At 71.0% G+C, this 18714-nt stretch carries 15 protein-coding genes; 6 read left to right on the top strand and 9 right to left on the bottom strand.

Going from position 1 to position 18714, the window contains the following annotated elements; translation table 11 throughout:
* Positions 1-6: 6 nt before the first annotated feature.
* From ABGA98_RS40285 to ABGA98_RS40245, 9 genes are all read right to left on the bottom strand, one after another.
* Positions 7-693: a hypothetical protein gene (locus ABGA98_RS40285; protein ID WP_347623737.1), complete on the bottom strand. Its 687-nt coding sequence runs from the start codon at positions 691-693 to the stop codon at positions 7-9.
* 20 nt (positions 694-713) lie between these two features.
* The gene (locus ABGA98_RS40280) at positions 714-2348 is read right to left on the bottom strand and encodes an extracellular solute-binding protein (protein ID WP_347623736.1); all 1635 of its coding nucleotides are present in this window, start codon (positions 2346-2348) and stop codon (positions 714-716) included.
* Between the two features lie 46 nt (positions 2349-2394).
* Complete coding sequence (locus tag ABGA98_RS40275) at positions 2395-3270, bottom strand: carbohydrate ABC transporter permease (protein WP_347623735.1); 876 nt, start codon at positions 3268-3270, stop codon at positions 2395-2397.
* A complete protein-coding gene (locus ABGA98_RS40270; RefSeq protein WP_347623734.1) occupies positions 3267-4256 on the bottom strand; it encodes an ABC transporter permease subunit in 990 nt (329 codons plus the stop codon). The genes ABGA98_RS40275 and ABGA98_RS40270 overlap by 4 nt, the downstream gene beginning before the upstream one ends.
* On the bottom strand, positions 4253-6616 hold the full coding sequence (locus ABGA98_RS40265) for a glycoside hydrolase family 3 N-terminal domain-containing protein (RefSeq protein WP_347623733.1): 2364 nt from the start codon (positions 6614-6616) through the stop codon (positions 4253-4255). Before ABGA98_RS40265 ends, ABGA98_RS40270 begins: the two co-directional genes overlap by 4 nt.
* A gap of 426 nt (positions 6617-7042) precedes the next feature.
* A complete protein-coding gene (locus ABGA98_RS40260; RefSeq protein WP_347623732.1) occupies positions 7043-7825 on the bottom strand; it encodes a SigB/SigF/SigG family RNA polymerase sigma factor in 783 nt (260 codons plus the stop codon).
* A gap of 170 nt (positions 7826-7995) precedes the next feature.
* Positions 7996-9618: a heparinase II/III family protein gene (locus tag ABGA98_RS40255; RefSeq protein WP_347623731.1), complete on the bottom strand. Its 1623-nt coding sequence runs from the start codon at positions 9616-9618 to the stop codon at positions 7996-7998.
* Positions 9619-9623: 5 nt separating this feature from the next.
* Positions 9624-10619: a hydroxyacid dehydrogenase gene (locus ABGA98_RS40250; protein WP_347623730.1), complete on the bottom strand. Its 996-nt coding sequence runs from the start codon at positions 10617-10619 to the stop codon at positions 9624-9626.
* A complete protein-coding gene (locus ABGA98_RS40245) occupies positions 10616-11662 on the bottom strand; it encodes a LacI family DNA-binding transcriptional regulator (protein WP_347623729.1) in 1047 nt (348 codons plus the stop codon). Before ABGA98_RS40245 ends, ABGA98_RS40250 begins: the two co-directional genes overlap by 4 nt.
* Positions 11663-11998: 336 nt before the next feature.
* On the opposite strand from ABGA98_RS40245, the gene ABGA98_RS40240 reads away from it, so the two are divergent.
* From ABGA98_RS40240 to ABGA98_RS40215, 6 genes are all read left to right on the top strand, one after another.
* A complete protein-coding gene (locus tag ABGA98_RS40240) occupies positions 11999-13282 on the top strand; it encodes an extracellular solute-binding protein (RefSeq protein ID WP_347623728.1) in 1284 nt (427 codons plus the stop codon).
* Positions 13279-14259, top strand: coding sequence for a sugar ABC transporter permease (locus tag ABGA98_RS40235; protein WP_347623727.1), 981 nt, complete (start codon positions 13279-13281; stop codon positions 14257-14259). Before ABGA98_RS40240 ends, ABGA98_RS40235 begins: the two co-directional genes overlap by 4 nt.
* Positions 14256-15077: a carbohydrate ABC transporter permease gene (locus tag ABGA98_RS40230; protein ID WP_347623726.1), complete on the top strand. Its 822-nt coding sequence runs from the start codon at positions 14256-14258 to the stop codon at positions 15075-15077. The genes ABGA98_RS40235 and ABGA98_RS40230 overlap by 4 nt, the downstream gene beginning before the upstream one ends.
* Positions 15078-15341: 264 nt before the next feature.
* Positions 15342-16286 carry a hypothetical protein gene (locus tag ABGA98_RS40225; protein ID WP_347623725.1) on the top strand — a complete coding sequence of 315 codons (945 nt, stop codon included), beginning with the start codon at positions 15342-15344 and terminating at the stop codon, positions 16284-16286.
* The gene (locus ABGA98_RS40220; protein ID WP_347623724.1) at positions 16283-17377 is read left to right on the top strand and encodes an FAD-dependent oxidoreductase; all 1095 of its coding nucleotides are present in this window, start codon (positions 16283-16285) and stop codon (positions 17375-17377) included. The genes ABGA98_RS40225 and ABGA98_RS40220 overlap by 4 nt, the downstream gene beginning before the upstream one ends.
* Entirely contained in the window at positions 17374-18600 is a 1227-nt protein-coding gene (locus ABGA98_RS40215; RefSeq protein ID WP_347623723.1) for a cytochrome P450, read from the top strand. Before ABGA98_RS40220 ends, ABGA98_RS40215 begins: the two co-directional genes overlap by 4 nt.
* Positions 18601-18714 lie beyond the last annotated feature (114 nt).

Below are 18714 nucleotides of genomic sequence, written 5' to 3'. Positions count from 1 at the left end.
GGCGGCTCAGGCGGTGAACCTCTCCCTGATCTCGTCGATCATCGGGCGGCTGTTGCGCAGCAGCGCCGCCGCGAAGACGACGGCCAGGAGGGTCACCGCCGCCTCGGTGGCGACCAGCGTGAGACCGGCCGCCACCACGAGCAGGCAGAGGTTGCTCACGGTGACGCCGGGAAACCGCACGAGCGAGTACGACGCCAGCCGGGCGACGTCGGCCGCCCGGAACGCGAACAGCGAGGTGATCACCAGCGCGGCGGCGGCCCAGAGCGCCGCCGCCACGGCGACGGCGACGAGCAGCACCGCCCACCAGCCGGGGACGCCCGCGGCGGCGAAGTTCGCCAGGTTCGTCCCCACGACGGCCAGCCCCGCCAGCCACGGCGCCCAGATCTTCATGACCCCGGCGACGTTGCCCCGGTAACCGCGCCAGAACGCCGCCGCGGGACGCAGGTCCGTCAGGTCGGACCTGCGGTGGCGCAGGGCGTAGAGGGCGGCCGACAGCGCCGGTCCTGCGGGCAGCGCGCACAGCGCGGCCAGCGGGATGTTGCTCGCGTCGCGGTCGAGCAGGACGAGCGCCGCGAGCCCGGGCGCGGCGGTGACCAGGAACAGCAGCTCGACGACCAGCAGGGTGTAGACCAGCGCGGCGACGCGCGAGAGCGGCCCCGTGCCGAACCGCCGCTCCGCGGGCGCGTCGCTCATCGGGAAGGCTCCGGCTCCACTCAGCCGTGCTCCTTCTTGAACCGTTCGTAGGCGGTGTTGACCAGGTTGATGTAGGAGGCCATGTTGTTGCCCTCCAGCTCCTTGACGTAGGCGTCCCACTCGCTGAGGTCGCGCTCGCCGAGGATGAACTTGAGCGTCTGCTGGGTGACGAAGTCCTTCAGCGGCGTCTCCCACAGCGTGGCCTGCTCGCGCTCCTCCTCCTTCAGCGGGTGGGGCGGATCGACCGGCCAAGGCTTCCTGGCGTTCATCACCTTCTGGAACTCCAGCTCCTCCTCGGAGAAGGTGGACTCCAGCAGCTTGGTGGGACCGCCGTAGGCGAACACGCCGTTGGAGAAGCCGAAGTCCTTCTGCAGGTGCTTGGACGCGTCGGGGTTGAGCCCGACGAAGTCGACGTCGTCGGCCAGCTTGTAGCCGCCGGAGGCGTCCTTGGTGTGCGTCGTGCCCTCGACGCCCCACTTGGCGAACTCCAGGCCCTGGTCGGAGTACCAGAGCCAGTCGACGAACTGCATCATGGCGACGAAGTTCTTGTGCTCCAGCGCCTTCTTGGAGATCATGACGCCGTTCTCGAGCCGGGTGCCGATCTTGTAGTCGCCGACGGGTCCCATGGGCACCGGGATCTTGGCGATCCTGGCGTCGGGGTTGGCCTTCGTGAGCGCGCCGCGGAACTCGTTGACCAGGGTCTGCGCGTTACAGCTGATCACGAACGACTTGCCGGAGATGAGCTTCTGGTCGGCCTGCTCGTCCTGCTGGGTGAAGGCCTCGGGGTCGAGCAGCTTCTCCTTCACCAGCTTGTGCAGGTATTCGATCATCTGCTTGTACTGCGGCATGGCGCCGGTGTAGACGAACTTGCCGGCGGTGGCGTCCCAGAAGGCGTGCTGGTACTCCCAGCCGCCCTTGGTGCCGTAGGCCTGGGCGACGAGCTTGAGCAGGTTGCCGCCGGGCGTGGGGATGCCGAACCGGTCGGTCATGGGGTAGAGATCGGGGTATTTGGCCTTCATGGCCTTGAGGACGGTGTAGAGGTCTTCCCAGGTCTTCGGGACCTCCAGGTCGAGCTCCTCCAGGATGTCCATCCGGACGGCGAGGGTGTAGTCGACCCAGACGTTCTCGTGCAGGCCGGGCAGCAGGTAGATGCGGCCGTCGGCCTGCCGGAGCGTGTCGAGCTCCGGCTCCATCTTCCACTTGGCGACCTTGTCCTTGAAGTTCGGCATCAGGTCGAAGTACTCGCTGACCGGCAGGACCGCGCCGGAGGCCACGAAGGCCTCCTCCTGCGGGTGGTACGTCTTCGGGATGATGAGCGGGGCGTCCCCTGCACCGATCATCAGGCTGCGCTTCTTCTCGTAGTCGCTCAGCGGCACCGCGACCGGCTTGAGCGTCACGTTCGTGCGCTTGGTCAGCTCTTCCCAGAACAGCCAGTCGTTCTTCAGCGGGTAGAACGGGTGGTTGTTGTAGAGCACGTCGAACGACAGCGGCTCGGTGGCCTTGAACTGCTGGGCGACACCGTAGTTGGCCATCGCGCCCGCCTTGTTCGCGGACTGGGCGGCCTGCTTCGGGGCCTCGTCTTCGCCGCAGCCGGCGAGGACGAGGGTGAACGCACCCAAGCCGATGATCGCCTGACGCCGTGAAAGTTCGCGCATTTGGGTTCCTTTGCCGTGTCCGGGGGGTTGTAGAGGCGTGAGGAGGCTAACCCTTGACCGCGCCGAGCATGACTCCGGAGACGAAGTACCGCTGGACGAAGGGGTAGACCGCGAGGATGGGCAGCACGGTGAGCATGATCGTCACCGACTGGATGTTGGCCGCGACCTGCGTGAGGTCCGCCGCGCCCGCGCCGGCGTTCTCGGCGCCGGTGGCGCCCGCGATGATGTTGCGCAGATAGACGGTGACCGGGAACAGCTCCGTCCTGTTGAGGTAGAGGAACGCCGAGAACCACGAGTTCCAGAACGAGACCGCGTAGAACAGCACCATCGTGGCGATGACCGCCTTCGACAGCGGCAGCACGATCCGCCCCAGGATGCCGTAGGTGTTGAGCCCGTCGATGGCGGCGGCCTCTTCCAGGTCGCCCGGCAGGTTCTCGAAGAACGCCTTCATGACCAGCAGGTTGAAGACGCTGATCGCGTTGGGCAACACGATGGCCCAGATGGAGTTCGTCAGCCCGAGGCTGTTGACCAGCACGTAGTTGGGGATGAGGCCGCCGTTGAAGAACATCGTGAAGACGGCGACCCAGATGAGGAACGTCCTGCCCTTGAGGTGCCTCTTGGACAGCACGTACGCGTAGCAGGTGGTCAGCACCATCGCGATGGCGGTGGCGACGACGGTGTAGACCACGGTGTTGCGGTAGTTCGTCCAGAACATCGGGTCGGCGACCACGATCTGGTACGTCGTGAGGTTGAACCCGCGCGGGATGAGGTTGACCTCGCCCGACAGGATGTACCGTTCCTCGCTGAAGGAGCGGGCGACGATGTTGATGAACGGATAGAGCGTCACGATCACCACGCCGGTCAGGACGACGGCGTTGACCACCTGGAAGGCCCGGTAGCCCCGGCTTCTGGCGAGTGTCACCACAGGCTCGTCCCCACTGCTCGACGGGAGATCAGGTTCGCCGACAGGATCAGGGTCAGCCCGATGAGGGCCTCGAACAGGCCGATCGCGGCGGCGTAGCTGAAGTTGCTGGACTCGACACCCATCCGGTAGAGGTACGTGGAGATCACGTCGGCGGTCGGATAGGTCAGGGGGTTGTAGAGCAGGAGCACCTTCTCGAAGCCGACGGCCATGAACGTGCCGATGTTGAGGATCAGCAGGGTGACCGCCGTCGGCCGGATGCCGGGCAGGGTGACGTGCCAGATCTGCCGCCACCGGCCGGCGCCGTCGATCCTGGCCGCCTCGTAGAGCTGCTCGTCGATGGTGGTGAGGGCGGCGAGGTAGAGGATCGTGCCCCAGCCGACGGTCTGCCAGATCTCCGACGAGATGTAGATCGTCCGGAACCACTCGGGTTTCTGCATGAACGTGATGGGGTCGTCGCCGAACGCCCGCACCAGCTGGTTGACCGGCCCGTCGATGGCCAGCGTCTGCATGACGATGCCGGCCACGACCACGATCGACAGGAAGTGCGGCAGGTAGGACACCGACTGCAGGAACCTCTTCAGCCCGCGGTTGCGGACCTCGTTGAGCAGCAGCGCCAGCACGATGGGCAGCGGGAAGCAGAACAGCAGGGTCAGCCCGCCGAGGATCGCGGTGTTGGTGAAGACGTTCCAGAACGTGGGGTCGTTCAGGAACAGGTTCACGTAGCGCAGGCCCACCCATTCCTCGCCCAGCACGCTGCCTCCGGGCTCGAACTTCCGGAACGCGATCACGTTGCCGATCATGGGGGCGTACCGGAAGATCGCGAAGAACAGCAGCGGGAGGATGGCCAGCGAGTACAGCTGCCAGTTGCGGCGGAACGCCCCGCTCCAGGAGGTGGCGGCGCCGGCGGGCCGCCGGCGCCGGATGGGGGGCCGGGTCTCGCTGGTGTCCGGCGGCGGGTTCACGGTCGTGGGGGTGTTGCTCATCCTCTCTCCTCCGCTGCGATGCGCTCGATCCGCGCCCGTGGCCGCATCCGCCGCTCGTGGCCGACCTCGCGCACGTCGCCGGTCAGGCGCAGCGGCACGGCCGCGACCACGTCGGCGCTCGACCGCGCGAAGCGCAGCTCGACCTCGCCCGGCTCGACGATGCGCCGGCCGCGCACCCCGGTGAACGAGGTGACGTCCGCCGGCACGTCGAACGTCACGCGGGCGGCCTCGCCCGGCTCCAGCGGCACGCGGGCGTGACCGACCAGGCGGACCACGGGCCGCGTGGTCTGCGCGACCGGATCGTGCAGGTAGAGCTGGACGACCTCGGTGCCGGGCCGCGGCCCGGCGTTGCGGACGGTGACCGCGACGCTCACCTCGCCGTCGACCGGCCAGGCGGCCGGCTCGCCGGGCTCCGTCACGTCGCTCCACTCGAACGTGGTGTAGCCCAGCCCGTGGCCGAACGGGAAGGCGGGGGTGGGGTCGACGGACGACACCTGGGAGCGCCGGCCCAGCCACGGCGACAGGTAGGTGGCCGGCAGGCCGCCCGCGTCGCGCGGCACGCTGACGGGCAGCCGCCCCGACGGGTTCACCGCGCCGGTGAGCACCTCGGCCAGCGCCTGGCCGCCGCGCTGGCCGGGGAAGAACGCGTACACGATGGCGGCGGCGCCGTCCACCTCCTCGCCCAGCGCGTACGGCCGCCCGGCCAGCAGCACGAGGACCACGGGGGTGCCGGTGGCGAGCACGGCCCTGACGAGCTCGGACTGGACGCCCGGCAGGCGCAGGTCGGTGGCGTCGCAGCCCTCGCCGGAGGTGCCGCGGCCGAACAGCCCGGCCCGGTCGCCGACGGCCAGCACGCACACGTCGCTGGCGGCCGCGACCGTGGCGGCGGCCGCGATGCCGGAGGTGTCGTCGCCGGTGATGTCGCAGCCGGGCGCGTAGGCGAGGCGGGGCACGAGCGCGCCCAGGGCCTCGCGCAGCGAGGGGATCTCCAGCCCGAGCCCGTGTTCGGGGTGGGCGCCCACGTGCGCGGGGAAGGCGTAGCAGCCGAGCATCGCCATCGGGTCGTCGGCGACCGGCCCCACGAGGGCCACCCGCCGGCCGGGCGCCAGCGGCAGGATTCCCCCGGTGTTGCGCAGCAGCACGGCCGACTCGCGGGCCAGGCGCAGGGCGATGTCCTGGCTCTCGGGGTCGTCGAGGCGGAGCCGGTCGGCGCCGTCGGGCAGGCACTGCCAGCCCTCGTCGAGCAGGCCGAGCTCGGCCTTCTGCGTCAGCACCCTGCGCAGCGCGCGGTCGACGAGCTTCTCGTCGACCGCGCCCGCCTTCACCGCCTCGATCAGCGGCTCGCCGAACGTGTCGACGGTGGGCAGTTCGACGTCGATGCCGGCGCGCAGGGCGAGCCCGGCCGCCTCGGCGGCGTCGGCGGCCACGCCGTGCAGCTTCTGCAGGAACCGGATCGCGAAGTAGTCGGCGACGACCGTGCCGGTGAAGCCCCACTCGTCGCGCAGCAGCCCGGTCAGCAGGCCGTCGTCGGCCGCCACGGGAACGCCGTCGATCTCGGCGTAGGAGTTCATCACCGACCGGGCGCCGCCCAGGCGCAGTGCCATCTCGAACGGCGGCAGGACGACGTCGGCCAGTTCCCTGCGGCCCATCGGCACGGGGGCGAGGTTGCGCCCGCCGCGCGAGGCGGAGTAGCCGGCGAAGTGCTTGAGCGTGGCGACGACGCCGGCGCCCTCCACTCCGCGCACGTAGGCCGCGCCGATGGTGCCGACCAGGTAGGGGTCCTCGCCGATGGTCTCCTCGGTACGGCCCCAGCGGTAGTCGCGGGTCACGTCGAGCACCGGGGCCAGGCCCTGGTGCACGCCGGCCGCCCGCAGGGAACGTCCGATCCGCCCGGCCATCTCCTCGATCAGCCCGGGGTCGAACGTCGCGCCCCAGCTCAGCGGCGCCGGGTAGACGGTCGCCCGCCAGGCGGCGAACCCGGTCAGGCACTCCTCGTGCACCTGGGCCGGGATGCCGAACCGGCTGGTCGCGACGATCTCGGCCTGGGAGGCGGCCAGCGACCGGGCGCCGGCGACGGGGTCGACGGGCGCGGTGCCGTACGGCCTGGTCAGCTGGCCGAGCCCGTGGCGGATGACGGTGCTCCACTCGGCGCCGCCCGCCATCTCGGTCTGGTGCGGGGCGACGCCCTCTCCCGAGGCGTCGGCGCCGACCCACACCCCGACCAGCTGGGCGACCTTCTCCTCCAGCGTCATGAGCGGGATGAGGGCCTCGGCTCGCTCGCCGGGGGACAGCCCCGGGTCCCGCCATCGCGTGCTGTCGTCCGGCGTGGGGCTCGTGTCGATCGTTCCTTGGCCCGTCATGCCATCCCTTCGGGCTCCTCACGGCAACATCCCACGCGCATTGCGGTATGTGAAGCCGAAACTTTCAAGGAAAACTGCTTAATATTGCGGCAACATAAGGGGCCTCGCGGAAAACTGTCAAGAGTGTCTCCAACTGCTATGTTGCAGATCTGACCGGCGTACGAGGCTCCGAGCGCACCGGCTCTGCCGGTCGTCGTGTGGCAACAACTTTCCTGAAATTTTCGGAGCAATGTGAGGGTGTCGTGGCAGTGACGAATCCGGACGCGTCGGTCAGGAAGAACCGTACTGCGAATGCCGTGATCATCGTCACCCCGGACGGCGTTCCGCTGCCGGATCGGGATGTGGCCGTCGTTCTCGCGCGCGACATGACTCCGCCCACCGGCGCGGGCATGGGCACGGGCGGCCGGTGGGCGGGAGCAGGGGAGGTCAGTCCTGCAGGGCGGTGCGCAGCTTGGTGAGCACGGCGCGCAGGATGCGGGAGACGTGCATCTGCGAGATGCCGAACTCCGTGGCGATCTCGGACTGGGTCATGTTGCCGTAGAACCGCATCAGCAGGATGTTGCGCTCCCGGTCGGGGAGCGCGTCGATGAGCGGCTTGATCGCGTGCTTGCCGAGCATGTTGTCGAGCGAGTCGTCCTGCGCGGGCAGGAAGTCCCCCAGGTCGGCCGCGTCGTCCTCGCCGCCGACCGGCGCGTCCAGCGACAGGGTGCTGTACGCGGCGGACGCGTCGAGGGCGAGCAGCACGTTCTCCTCCGAGATGCCCATCTTGCCGGCCAGTTCGGCGACCGTGGGGGCGCGGCCGAGGGTCTGGGTGAGCTCGCTGGTCACCTTGTTCAGCTCCAGGCGGCGCTCCTGGTAGACCCGCGGCACCCGGATGGCCCAGGTGCGGTCGCGGAAGTGCCGCTTCACCTCGCCGACCATCGTGATCATCGCGTAGCCGCGGAAGTCGTGCCCCAGGGTGGGGTCGAATCCGTTGATGGCCTTCATCAGGCCCACGTACGCGGCCTGGCGCAGGTCCTCCATCGGCTCGCCGCGGTAGCGGTAGCGGCGGGTGACCTCGCCCACCAGAGCGTCGTACATGGCCACGACCCGCTCACGGATCCGTACCTTGCGCAGCTCCGGCGTCTCGGGCCGGTGCATCTCGGTGAGCAGCTGCTCGGCGGTCATCTCTTCGAGTGCGATCTCCAGGACGGCCATCTGATGCTCCAAAGGTCAGATCATGGCGGCCCCTGCAGACGCGAAAAAGCCCAGACAGAGGCACGCCACACGTAAAGCGTGGGTCGGAGCCCTCTGCTGGACTTCTGGATCAGAGTATTCCCCATTCGGGGGCATTAATCAACATATCGGGTTACAGATTCGCTCGGTTGCTCCAGCGACCGTCAACGCACGGTGAAGACGAAGGTATGCGGGCCGGACGGGACGGCCGCGGTCAGGCGTACGCGGTGCACGGTCTCCGGCACGCCGTCGTGGCCGCGTACCTCCAGCTCCTCCGCCTGGGCCCGCCACGGGGGCGGGACCTCCAGCACGACCGGCCCCCAGCCGACGGTGTCGCGGCCCACCTCGGGGCGCAGGCGGGAGACGAACAGCTCCGTCACCGGGCAGTCGCCGCCCGCGAAGGCGAAGGTGTCGGTGAGCTCCAGCCGGGCCGGCCGCCAGGCGAAGGCGCGGGTGAAGCGGATGAGCCGGGGCGCGTCATAGGCGGCCGTCAGGTCCAGCGTCCACTCCACGGTGTCGCGGCCGGCGGCGTACCGGACGGTCTCGGCGCGGCGGTCACGGCCGGGGCGCTGCGCGACGCCGTCGATCAGCGGGATCGAGTGCCACTCCGCCGAGGCCTGCGGCACCGCGTAGCGGCCCGCGCCGAAGTAGTCGCGCGTGTACTCGGGGGCGCCCAGATCGTCCAGGACCGTCCTGCCATGGGCGTGGAGGACGAAGTGGCCCAGATCGAGATGGTTGTGCGGCTCGTCGTTGTGGCCGCCCTTGGCGGCGAAGGCCGTGGCGCCCGCCCTGGCGACCACGATCGCGGCGTCCGGCAGGCGGTCGTACGGCGCCGGCGGGGTGCACGGCGCCTGTCTTGTCCGTGCCGTCCACCACAGGGTGCGGCTCAGGTGGGCCCAGCGGTAGCAGTGGTCGTCGTGGAACGACGGCTCCCGCCCCCGCGGCACGGGCACGCCCAGGCGTTCGGCCAGGCGGTTCATCAGGCCGGCCGGGTAGGCGCCCGTGCCGGAGGAGTCGGCGAAGGCCGGGCGCGCGCCGCCGCCGAGGTCGATCCTGGCGGGGTAGGCGGCCATCTCGCGGACGTGGGGGTCGTCCAGCAGGTCCCTGCCCGTGCGCTCGCGCAGCGCCTCGGCGAAATAGACGAAATAGCCGAAACCGTAGGACCAGTAGTCGGGCCCCTCCAGGCAGGCGCCGTCCGGGCCCGCGCCCGCCAGGAACGACTCCAGGGCCCGCTCCAGGCGGGGCAGGAGAGCCGGCAGGTGCCCGGAGTCCAGCGCCAGCGCCGCCATCCCGGCCGCGCCCGCGCAGACGGCCGCCCAGTTGTGCCCGGCCGACTCCCACCACAGGGGAGGCGCTCCCTCCTGGAGCGGGCGCAGGACCCTGCGCTCCACCTCCTCGCGCGCCCGGGCCCGCACCCGGGGGTCGAGGTGCTCGCCGAGCAGGCCCACCGCCTCCGCCAGGGCATGGCCGGTCTCGGCGGCGAACAGGTCGACGAACGCGTTGACCGGGCGGTCCCGCGGCTCGTGCGCCGGCAGCACCCAGGTGTACTCGTCGCACACCGACCACAGCAGGTCGTCGAGCGCCGGGTCGGGGCGATCGTCCAGGTGCGCGGCCAGCATGAGGGCGGCCAGGCGGCGACGGCGCTCGAAGTAGACGCGCTCGTAGGCCTGGCGGTCGCCGGAGTCCGCGTAGCGGCGCCACAGGGCGAAGGTCAGCGCGGGCAGGGGCTCCGTACGCGCCCTGACGGCCTCCTCCCGCGCCTGCCGCGCCAGCGCGTCCCAGCTCATCGGCCTCAGGCGATGCGGTGCAGGTCGGCAGGGCGGACGGCGCCCCGGAGCGGGCGGCCGCGGGTGAGGCGTTCCACCTCCGCCACCGCGAACTCCCCCAGCCGCCGCAGCTCCCGGCCCCTCGCCCCGCTGATGTGCGGGGTCACCAGGACATTGGGCAGGGCGAGCAGCGGGTGGCCCGGGGGCAGCGGCTCGGGGTCGGTCACGTCGAGGACGGCGCCGATGCGGCCGCCCGCGCAGTGGCGTACCAGGGCGTCGGTGTCGACCAGGGCGCCGCGGGCGGTGTTGACGAGCACCGCCCCGTCGCGCAGGAGCGACAGCCGCCGGTCGTCGAGCAGGCCGCGCGTCTGCGGCAGCTCGGGCGCGTGCACGGTGAGGAGCTCCGCGCGCCGGCACAGCTCGTCGAGGGGGACGAGGCCCGCGCCCAGCGCGGCGGCCTCCTCGGGGCTCGCGTACGGGTCGCTGAGCAGGATGTCCGCGCCGTGGGCGCGCAGCCGTGCGATGACCATCCGGCCCACCCGCGAGGCGCCGACGACCCCGACCACCGCGCCGGCCAGCCCGCCGCGCTCCCCCGGCGTGGCCACGCCCGGCAGCGCGTCACCCGACCAGCCGCCGGCGGCGTACGCCCGGGCGCGGACGAACGCCTGCTTGGCCGCCAGCACCAGCATCGCCAGCGTGAAGTCGGCCACGGGCACCGCGTTGGCCTGAGCGGCCGAGGAGACGACGATGCCCCGGTCGAACACCTCCGCCGTCAGATGGCCCTTGACGCTGCCCGCCGCGTGGACGACCGCGCGCAGCCGGGGCGCTGCGGCCAGCACGCCGGCGTCGATGCGCGGGCAGCCCCAGCCGGTGATCAGGATGTCGGCGTCGAGGGGCCCGTCGAAGCGGTCGATGACGCGGTCGTGCACCCGGGCCACCAGCGACAACCGGCGCCGCAGGTCCGGCGGGAACAGCTCGGGCAGCAGCGGGGGCCGCAGGGCGAAGGCCACGAGCGGGCTCATCGGGAAGGTCGCCGCGGGCCGAGCGGCCGGACCGAGCCGCGTACCACGATGTGGGTGCCGAGGACCAGCGGGCCGGCGCTCACCCGGCCGAGCGCGAGCCGCACGGCGGCCCGGCCGAGCTCGTCGTGCGGCAGGTGCACGGTCGTCAGGCGCAGGTCCTGCGCCGGCGGGACGTCGTCGTAGCCGACGATCGAGATGTCCTCGGGGACGCGCAGCCCGTGCTCGTCCAGCGCCTGGACGGCCCCGGAGGCGACCAGGTCGTTGCCGGCGAAGACGGCGGTGAAGCCGGGCGGCCCCTCGGCCAGGCGGCGTTTCATCGCGTCGTACCCGGCCTCCCGCGAGAACTCCGCCTCGACCTCCAGCGCCGGGTCGGCGGGCACGCCGTGCTCGGCCAGCGCGCTGCGGTAGCCGGCCACCCTGCTGTCGGAGGTGGTGTGGCCGGGCCGCAGCCCGAGGTAGAGGATCCTGCGGTGGCCGGCCGAGAGCAGGTGGGCGGTCACGGCGTGGGCGCCGCCGGTGTTGTCGTAGCCGACGACCAGGGCCGGCACCCCCTCCCCCAGCGGCGGGCGGCCGCACAACACCAGGCGTGAGCCCGCGGCCGCGAGCGCGTGCGCGTACTCCGTCATCCGCTTGCGGTAGTCGTCGTCCAGGATCACGCTGCCGACCAGGATGACGGCCTCGGCCCGCTGCTCGCGCAGGAGCCGCACGATCGACAGTTCGCGGCCGGGGTCGCCACCGGTGGTGCAGATCAGCGACAGCCGGCCCTCGAGCGCCGCCTGCTCCTCCACGCCCTGGGCGATGTAGGCGTAGTAGGGCATGGCCACGCTGTCGACGACGATCGCGATGGCGCCGGGGCGGGCCGCCGACAGGGCCCTGGCGTGGGCGTTGGGGACGTAGTCGAGCTCGCGCACGGCCCTGACGACCTTGTTGCGGGTGGCGGCCAGCACGGGGTAGTCGCCGGCGAGCACCCGGGAGACGGTGGCCACGGACACCCCGGCCCGCCTGGCCACGTCACGGATGGTGACCCGGCCGGACGGGGTCACGTGGCCCTGCCTTTCCGAGGCTCCCCGGTGACGATGCCGCCGGGGACGCGCGGCGCCACCTGCTCCCGGGCCGGGCCGGTGCACGCGCGGGCGGCCCGATCGGGCGGCAGTCTCACGGCGGGCCTCCAGGAGGGTAACCGGTTACTTGGCTGATGCCCGCGACGCTAAGAGATCTGTCAGGGTCCGTCAAGACCGAGTCCAGCAGCTTTGTAACGAAAAGTTAACAGCGCATTGACGCCACCCCTCGGACGCGTCTAGCGTCCGCCTCACGACGTCAGAAGTAACCGGTTACCTCGCATCGGCACCGATCTCACTCCCCCACGAGAGGTGGCCCCGATGGACAGACCACTCACCCGCCGCGGACTGCTCAAAGGATCCGTGCTCTTCGTCGCCGGCGCCGCCGTCTCCGCGTGCGGCGGCGACCCGCTGGCCAAGACCAAGACCCCGCCCGCCACCGGCAGCGCCAAGATCACCCTCAACCACTGGTACCACGAGTACGGCGAGGAGGGCACGCAGCAGGCGGCCATGCGCTACGCCGCCGACTTCACCAAGGCCAACCCGGACATCGCGGTCAAGGTGTCCTGGATCCCCGGTGACTACGGCACCAAGTGGACGGCCGCCGTCCTGACCCCGGACGGCCCGGACGTCTACGAGGTGAACGACGTCGGCCCCAACATGGTCAAGGCCGAGCAGGTCACGCCGCTCGACGACGTGCTCGGCGCGGAGAAGGCCGACTTCGACCCCAAGGTGCTGGAGCCGTACACGTGGGGCGGCAAGGTCTACGCCGTGCCCATGGTCGTGGACCCGATGCTGGTGTTCTACCGCAAGTCGTTGTTCCAGAAGGCCGGCGTGGCCGTGCCGGCGAGCTTCGCCGAGTTCGCCGCGGCGGCCGAGAAGCTGACCACGGGCAGGCAGAAGGGCCTGTTCGTCGGCAACGACGGCATCGGCGACCTGGGGATGCTGGTGCCCTGGTCCAACGGCAACCTGCTGGTCGACGACCGGAAGATCACCTACGACGACCCGAAGGTGGTCGAGGCGCTGACCGCGCTCAAGGCCCTGCACGACAGCAAGGTCACCCTGCAGGGCTACTCGACCGACTGGTGGGATCCCGGCGCGCTGATCACCGGCGCGGCGGCCATGCAGTGGGTCGGCATGTGGGCCGTCCCCGGCATGACCGCCGAACTGGGCGACGACTTCGCCGCCTTCCCGCTGCCGGCCTTCGGCCCCGGCGGCCGCCAGGTGGTCAACATGGGCGGCTGGGTGCAGGTCGTCAACGGCAAGAGCGCCAACCTGGAGGCGGCCACGAAGTACGTGCGCTGGTTGTGGGTGGAGAACACCGCCGCGCAGACCGACTGGAACCTCGGCTACGGCTTCCACATCCCGCCCCGCACCAGCACCGCGAACGCGGCGGACAAGCTCAGGACCGGCCCGGCGCAGGCGGTGATGGAGGCCGCGAACACGCACGGCGTCAAGCAGCCCGCGCTGTGGACCCCCGAGGTGCGCCAGCCCTACGACGACGCCGTCACCGCCATCGTCAAGAAGGGCGCCGACCCGGCTAGGACCCTGGCGGAGGCGGCCGAGCGGTCCCAGGACATCCTGGACAAGGTGCCCACGCTATGACGACGGCCGCGCCCGCCCGCCCCCGCGCCGGCGGGCCGCACCGCGCCCCCGCGCGGTGGGCCTCCAGATGGCCGGCCTGGCGCGCGTTCGTGCTGCTCACGCTGCCGATGGTGGCAGGGCTCTTCCTGTTCAAGTACGTGGCCATCGGCTGGGGCCTGCTGCTCAGCTTCAACGACGCGCGCGGCACGATCAGCCTCGGCTCGTGGAACGGCCTGGACAACTACCGGCGGCTGCTCGGCGACCCCGCCTTCACCAGGTCGCTGGTCACCATCCTCGTGTTCACGCTGTTCATCGTCCCGGTGACGTTCGCGCTGGCGCTGGGCCTGGCGGTGCTGGTCAACCGGCTGCGCGGCGGCCGGGCGTTCTTCAGGACCACGTTCTTCATCCCGGCGGCCGTCTCGTACGTGGTCGGCGCGCTCGTGTGGAAGATGAGCCTGTTCAGCGGCACGCCGTCGGGCGTGGCCAACAGCCTGGCCTACCTGCTCGGCCACGAGGACTCGATCGGCTGGGTGGCGACCGTGGACCCGCCGCTGTACTGGATCGTGCTGGTCACGGTCCGGCTGTGGCTGCAGACGGGCTTCTACATGATCCTGTTCCTGGCCGGCATCCAGCAGATCCCCGGCCAGTTGTACGAAGCGGCGCAGGTGGACGGCGCGCACACCGAAGGGCAGCTGTTCCGGCACATCACCTGGCCGATGCTGCGCAACACGTCGGTCGCGGTGACGCTGCTGCTGATTATCAACGCGTTCCAGGCGTTCGACGAGTTCTACAACATCCTGGCCTCCAACCTGTCGGGGCTGGGCGGCGCGGACGGCAGGACACCGCTGATCTACCTGTTCCAGACGGCGCTCGGCGAGCAGAACTACGGCGCCGGATCCGCGGGGGCGTTCGTCGTCACCGCGCTGATCGTGGTGTTCACGCTGCTGCAGGGCCGCTTCGCCGGCTTCGGCAGGACCGAAGAAGAGGAGGGGCGATGAGGAGACGGCATCCGGGCTCCTACGCGGCGGCGATCGTCTTCGCGGTGCCGTTCCTGCTGCCGTTCTACCTGCTGATCCGCAACGCGCTCATGACCAGGCGGGAGCTGGGTTCGCTCGACTGGCACTGGTGGCCCGAGGAGATCAGCTTCCAGGGCTTCGCCGACGCCTTCGGCAACGAGGCGGTGCCGCTGGCGCACGCCCTGTGGAACTCCACGCTCATCGCGACGATCTCCGCGCCGCTGTCGACGCTGCTGGCGTCGATGGCCGGATACGCGCTGGCCCGCATCCCCGTGGCGGCGTCCAGGCCGGTGTTCTTCTTCATCATCGCCACGATGATGGTGCCGGGCGCGGCCACGTTCATCCCGACGTTCGTCGTGGTCGGCTCGATGGGCGGGGTCAACACCATGTGGGGCCTGATCGTCCCCGGCCTGTTCAGCGCGTTCGCCGTGCTGCTGTTCCGCGGCTTCTACCTGCGTTTCCCACGCGAGCTGGAGGACGCGGGCCGGGTGGACGGCCTGGGCTTCCTCGGCCTGTACGCCCGGCTGGCGCTGCCGAACTCCGGCGCCCTGTTCGCCTCGCTCGGCATCCTGTCCTTCATCGAACACTGGAACGCCTTCCTGTGGCCGCTGGTCATCGGCCAGGACCCGGAGTACTGGACCGTGCAGGTGGCGCTGTCCACCAACCTCAACCAGCAGGCGGTCAACCTGCCCGCGCTGTTCGCCGGCGCGCTCGTGGCCATCCTGCCCCTGGTGGCTCTCTTCCTCATCGCCCAGCGGTGGATCGTCAGGGGCGTCCTGCTCACCGGCATCAAGGGCTGAACCGGCGGTGCACCGGGACGCCCCCCGCAGGGCGCGCCGCGGCCCCGCCCGAAAGGCCTCGCGGGCGGGGCGCGGTCTTGGTTACGTGCGCGTACGTACCGGAACCTTTTGACGGGCGCCCACGTCTTCCTGGCCGACGAACCCCTCCTGGCCGTACGCAAGATCTGGGCGCCGCTGGGACAGCACCTAGATGCGGTCATGTCCGGGTAAATACCCTGACCATGCCCTGTTTCGCCACAAATTGCGACGATACAGTGACGTACTGTGAACGAGACTAAGCGTGTGGAAATAACCTGGCCCAGCCTCGGCATCACCGTGGCGGCCCAACTCGACGAGCGCAACCCCGCCCTGGCCCAATGCCTGTGGGACGCGCTCCCCTACCGCAGCCTGCAAGGGCACGCCCTGGTCGCGGGATACCACCTCTACCACGTGGCCCCGGTCCACTCGCTGCTGCACGCCCCCGCGGAATACCGCGTGGACCGCCGCACCGTGCCCGACGGCACCCTGTTCTGCTCGCGCCTGCAGCACCTGGGCATCAAGTACGGCGAGCTCACCGAGCCCATGACCGCCACCCCTGTCGGCCAGGTCGCCGAAGAGGACCTCGACGCCCTCATCCAGGCCGGCCGCGAGGTCTGGAACGCCGTCTACGCCACCAAGGAACCCATCATCGCCGAAGTGCGCCGCGCCGGCGGGGACGGCGGCCACGTCCTGCCCCGGCTGCCCGTCGGCGACCCGCAGCTCAACGAACTCGTCAAGGACGTCCACGCCGAGACCCAGCGCATCTGGCTCGACCCGCCCCGCGAGCTCGTCGACCTCCACGAGGGCCGCATCCCCTCCGGCGCAGGCAGCTACGAGACGGTCCTGACCACACTCCTGTTCGTCAACGGCGAGACCCGCCCGCTCGGCTACAGCTGCTACGGCGGCCTCGTCCGCGCCGCCCTCGACGGCATGCCCATGCCGTGGCTGCGCCAGATGACCCGCCAGCTCGCCGCCACACCCGCCGAGTTCCTCGGCTACTGCGGCCTCGACACCCTGTGGGACTTCACCCAGCGCCTCCTGGCGGGCCTGGAACGCCTCGACAGCCACGAGGACTTCATCTCCGTCATGGCCCACATGGCGCTCTACTGCAACTGCCTGGGCGGCTGGAACCTGCACCTGTTCCCGTGGCAGGCCGGCGAGAGCCTGCGCGCCGTACGGGAGCTGGTGTGAACGGCGGCTCACGGGTGGTGGTGGTCGGCGGCGGCGTCATCGGCCTGTCGATCGCCTACCACCTGGCCGAAGCCGGCGTCGACGTCACCCTGCTCGAACGCGGCACGCTCGGCTCCGGCGCCTCCCGCGCCACCGCCGACGTGGTCCGCTCCTACTTCGCCGGCAACCCGGTCAGCTCAGCGCTGGCCGTACGCAGCCTGCGGGCCTACCACGCCTTCCCCGACCGGCCCGGCACCGACCTGCCCCTGCGCCAGGTCGGCTACCTGATCCTGTTCACCGAGCCCGAGCAGCTGTCCGTCTTCCAGGCCGACCTGCCCGCCCAGCACGCCGCCGGCGTCGACGTCCGCCTCATCACCGCCGAGGAGGCACGAGAGCTCAACCCCCTCGTCGGCGACGACACGCCGCTGCTGGCCGCCGCGTACTCGCCGCAGGCCTACATCTCCGACACCACGGCCATCGTCACCGCCTACGCGCAGGCGGCCGAGAAGGCCGGCGCCGTCCTGCGTACCGGCTGCCCGGTCACCGGCATCGACGCGCAGGCCGGCCGCATCCGCACGGCCAGCGGCGAGATCGGCGCCGACGCGATCATCTGCGCCGCCGGCGCCTGGTCGGCCTCGCTCGTCCGCTGCGCGGGCGTCGACCTGCCGCTCACCGAGCCCATCGAGCAGGAGCTGCTCACCACCGACCCGCTGCCGCCCGGCACGCCCGACGTCCCGGTCACCCTGCACGCAGCCACCGGCCTGCTCATCAGGGTCCGCGACGACCGCATGCTGATCGGCATGGGCTACCCGGGGCCCGACCGGGAGGCCTGGCGGCGCGAGGTGGCCGACCGGGTCGCCGACGTCTACCCGAGCCTCGCGGAGCTCGCGCTGCACACCGCCGTCACCGGCCTGCGCGACGCCAGCCCCGACCGCACCGCCTTCATCGGCCACCAGCCGGGCCCTCCTGCGTTCCTGTACGCCACCGGCTTCTCCGGCCACGGCCTGTGCAACGCGCCCGCGGCCGGCGAGCTGGTCCGCGACCTCTACCTCGACCAGGACCCCGGCTTCGACGTGACCGCGCTGGCGGTCGGCCCACGACGAACGGGATGACCATGACAGACGACCACCGCTTCGTCCTCGACCCGGCCACCCCCGACCTGCACGGCGACGACGACCGGCTGCGCGCGGCCGGACCGCTCGTCCCGGTGACCGCGGAAGGCGTGCGCACCTGGGCCGCCACCCGCTACTCCACGCTGCTGGCCGTGCTGACCCACCCGGACCTGTCCAGGGAGCTGCGCTACTGGAAAGACCGCGACAGCGCCCCGCCGGGCACGGCCATCACCCGCATCGTCACCGACACCTCGATGCTCAACGCCGAAGGCGACGAACACCGCAGGCTGCGAGCCCCGCTGACCGCCGCGTTCACGCCCCGCCGGCTGAAAGGGCTGCGCCCGAGGATCGAGGAACTCACCGCCGGACTCATCGACCGGCTCGCCGCGATGCCACCCGACCGGCCGGTCGACATGCGCAAGGAGTACGCCTACCCGCTGCCCCGCGACGTCATCTCCGACATGATCGGCATCCCGGCCGCGCACCAGGAGAGACTGCACGCGCTCACCGACGCCGTCGCGCAGGTCGGCGGCAGCCTCGACGACACACCCGACCTTCGCCAGGCCCTGCACGTGCTGCTCGGCCAGATCATCGACGAGCGCCGCGACAGCCCCGGCGAGGACCTCATCACCGACCTGATCACGCTGCGCGAGCAGGACGGCGGCCGGCTCTCCAACGAGGAGCTGTTCGCCACCATCGAGCTGCTGTTCATCGCCGGCCACGTCACCACGGTCAACCTCATCACCAACGCCATCGGCGCCCTGCTCCACGTGCCCGACCAGGTCGAGCTGCTACGCGCGGGCAAATGCCCCTACAGCGCGGCCGTCGAGGAGACCCTGCGCTGGGACTCGCCGATCGCCTACTTCCCCATGCGCTACGCCCGGCGCGACGTCGAGATCGACGGCGTACGCGTGCGCGCCGGGGAGCCCGTGCTGGCCTGCTTCGCCTCCGCGGGACGCGACCCTGACCAGTACGGCGAGGACGCCCACCTGTTCGACCTCACCGACCAGCCGGCCACCCACCTGTCCTTCGGACACGGCCCGCACTTCTGCCTCGGCGCGCCACTGGCCCGCCTCGAGGCCGAGGTGGCGCTGTCCGCGCTCTTCGACGCGTTCCCGGAGATCGCGCCCGCCGTACCGGCCGAGGAGCTGCGCCCGCTGGACACCCTGCTCGGCAACAGCACCCGCACCATGCCCGTCCTGCTGGGCCCGCGCGCCCAGTGACCCGCCGCAGGCCTGGCGCTCAGCCGCCAGAAAATCTGTTGTCGTCAGGGTAGACATTCGCGCCTACGGGGGGTAGTGTTTCTGACATCGCAAGGGATGAATCCACGAGGGCAG

The organism is Nonomuraea sp. B1E8, from assembly GCF_039871515.1.
In the GTDB taxonomy this organism is placed as follows: domain Bacteria; phylum Actinomycetota; class Actinomycetes; order Streptosporangiales; family Streptosporangiaceae; genus Nonomuraea.
Note: the sequence above shows the minus strand (reverse complement) of the source record. Positions and strands in the feature narration are given on the sequence as shown.

Coding starts and splice junctions, on each gene's coding strand:
- ABGA98_RS40255 (WP_347623731.1), bottom strand. CDS start 9,618: ATGAGCTGGGACGCGCTGGCGCGGCAGGCGCGGGAGGAGGCCGTCAGG.
- ABGA98_RS40270 (WP_347623734.1), bottom strand. CDS start 4,256: ATGAGCAACACCCCCACGACCGTGAACCCGCCGCCGGACACCAGCGAG.
- ABGA98_RS40240 (WP_347623728.1), top strand. CDS start 11,999: ATGGACAGACCACTCACCCGCCGCGGACTGCTCAAAGGATCCGTGCTC.
- ABGA98_RS40235 (WP_347623727.1), top strand. CDS start 13,279: ATGACGACGGCCGCGCCCGCCCGCCCCCGCGCCGGCGGGCCGCACCGC.
- ABGA98_RS40230 (WP_347623726.1), top strand. CDS start 14,256: ATGAGGAGACGGCATCCGGGCTCCTACGCGGCGGCGATCGTCTTCGCG.
- ABGA98_RS40250 (WP_347623730.1), bottom strand. CDS start 10,619: ATGAGCCCGCTCGTGGCCTTCGCCCTGCGGCCCCCGCTGCTGCCCGAG.
- ABGA98_RS40215 (WP_347623723.1), top strand. CDS start 17,374: ATGACCATGACAGACGACCACCGCTTCGTCCTCGACCCGGCCACCCCC.
- ABGA98_RS40285 (WP_347623737.1), bottom strand. CDS start 693: ATGAGCGACGCGCCCGCGGAGCGGCGGTTCGGCACGGGGCCGCTCTCG.
- ABGA98_RS40280 (WP_347623736.1), bottom strand. CDS start 2,348: ATGCGCGAACTTTCACGGCGTCAGGCGATCATCGGCTTGGGTGCGTTC.
- ABGA98_RS40265 (WP_347623733.1), bottom strand. CDS start 6,616: ATGACGGGCCAAGGAACGATCGACACGAGCCCCACGCCGGACGACAGC.